The organism is Corallococcus sp. CA049B, assembly GCF_003611685.1.
Classification (GTDB): domain Bacteria; phylum Myxococcota; class Myxococcia; order Myxococcales; family Myxococcaceae; genus Corallococcus; species Corallococcus coralloides.
Map to the genome: position 1 here is coordinate 1 of NZ_RAWC01000435.1, position 1,700 is coordinate 1,700.

Annotated in this window: 2 protein-coding genes; one reads left to right on the forward strand and one right to left on the reverse strand. The window is 72.5% G+C overall.

Annotated elements, in window-relative coordinates; all coding sequences use genetic code 11:
- Positions 1-178: 178 nt before the first annotated feature.
- Positions 179-1,012 (forward strand): dienelactone hydrolase family protein, encoded by an 834-nt coding sequence (locus D7W82_RS39515; RefSeq protein WP_120623165.1) that lies wholly within the window; start codon positions 179-181, stop codon positions 1,010-1,012.
- Between the two features lie 22 nt (positions 1,013-1,034).
- On the opposite strand, the gene D7W82_RS39520 is transcribed toward D7W82_RS39515, so the two are convergent.
- Positions 1,035-1,640, reverse strand: coding sequence for a CAP domain-containing protein (locus D7W82_RS39520; protein WP_120623166.1), 606 nt, complete (start codon positions 1,638-1,640; stop codon positions 1,035-1,037).
- Between the last annotated feature and the right edge of the window lie 60 nt (positions 1,641-1,700).

A 1,700-nucleotide genomic window follows, 5' to 3' on the forward strand; every position in this document is an offset into this window, starting at 1 on the left:
GTCACCCCCTCTCCCTCGCGGGAGCGGTGAACACGAGGGCCGACGTGAGGGACTTCCCCTCGCGCCGGCCCTCTTCGCGTCCGGGGCTCAACGCGCTGGCGCCCCCGCCTCCAGCGCGCTACGCCCGGAAGGCACGCGAAATGGCCCGGACAGCCCGGGCCCCGAAAGGACACGGGACATGAAGAGGCTCACGTGGGTGCTGGCGGCGGCGCTGATGTTCACCGCCTGCGCGACGAGCAGTCCGGCGGAGGTGGGGCGCGGGCCATCCGCCACGGGCGCCGTCTCCGAGGAGGATTTCAAGGCCATGCACACCCTGCGCACGGACGCCGCCCCCGAGCGCAAGGGCCAGCCCGTGGAGCTGTCCGACGGCTCCAAGGCCTACCTGAGCCTGCCGCCGGACGCGAAGGGCCCCCTGCCCGCCGTCATCGTCATCCACGAGTGGTGGGGCCTCAACGAGCACGTGCAGGCCTGGGCGGACCGGCTGGCGGCGGAGGGCTACGCGGCGCTCGCGGTGGACCTCTACCACGGCAAGGTGGGCACCAACCCCGACGAGGCGCTCGCGCTGGTGAAGGCCGTGGACGGCGACCAGGCCACGAAGACGCTGCTGGCCGCGCACGCGTTCCTCAAGGGCGACCCGCGCATCCAGGCCGTGCGCACGGGCAGCATCGGCTGGTGCTTCGGCGGCGGCTGGTCGCTGCGCACCGCCATGGCCATCCCGGAGCTGAGCGCGGCGGTCATCTACTACGGCCACCCGGTGACCGACCCCCAGCAGCTCTCCACCATCAAGGCGCAGGTGCTGGGCATCTTCGGCACGAAGGACAAGTCCATCCCGCCGGAGACGGTGCAGGCCTTCGAGAAGGCGCTGGACGAGGCCGGCGTGCGCAGCCGCATCGTGGAGTACGACGCGGACCACGCCTTCGCGAACCCCTCGGGCGCCCGCTACGACGAGCGCTCCGCCGCGTCCGCCTGGGCGGAGACGTCCGCGTTCCTCGCGCGCACGCTCAAGCGCTGAGGCGGCACGGGGCCAGCGGCCTTCAGTAGGGACGCTGGCCCGAGAAGTTGCCCGGGGGCGCGTAGTTGCACACCCAGAAGTCCCAGGGGGAGGTCCCGCCAAAGGGAGAGTTGGTGGTGCAGCGCTTCGTGGCGCAGCCCAGGCGGCGGGTGTTGCGCCACACCACCTGCGTGTAATGGCCGCAGACCTCGCCCGCCTTGCAGGTGTTGCTCGCGTAGTCGTAGTCCGCCGCCTCATCCACCCAGCCCTTCACCACGCCCTTCGTGTCCCAGTGCCCCGGCGTGGCGGCGGCGATGTTCTCCCCCGCGTTGCCCCGGCCGTCGTTGTGCTTGAACTGGCACTGCTCCACCCACTTGCGCGCGGTCTCCTCCACCGAGGGGTCCCACGTGAGCGGCTCCAGCGCGGGTGACGGCGTGGGCTTCGCGGCGGCGCGGGCCGCGTTGTGGGCGTCCAGCAGGTCGCGGGCGAACTGCGTCAGCTCCACGCCGCCGCCATCGGGGGTGGTGCCCCCGTCCTCCTGGACGCCCGCGTCCGCGGGCGTGTCGTCCGGGTCCCCGTCAGGGATACAGGCGAGCAGGAGGAACGGGCTGAGCAGGGACAGGGAGCGGAGGAGGGGAGAGCGTCGCATGGCGGGATTATCCGCGCGCGGGTGGGTGTGCGGGCAAGCGGACAGGGGGACCGCGAGGAT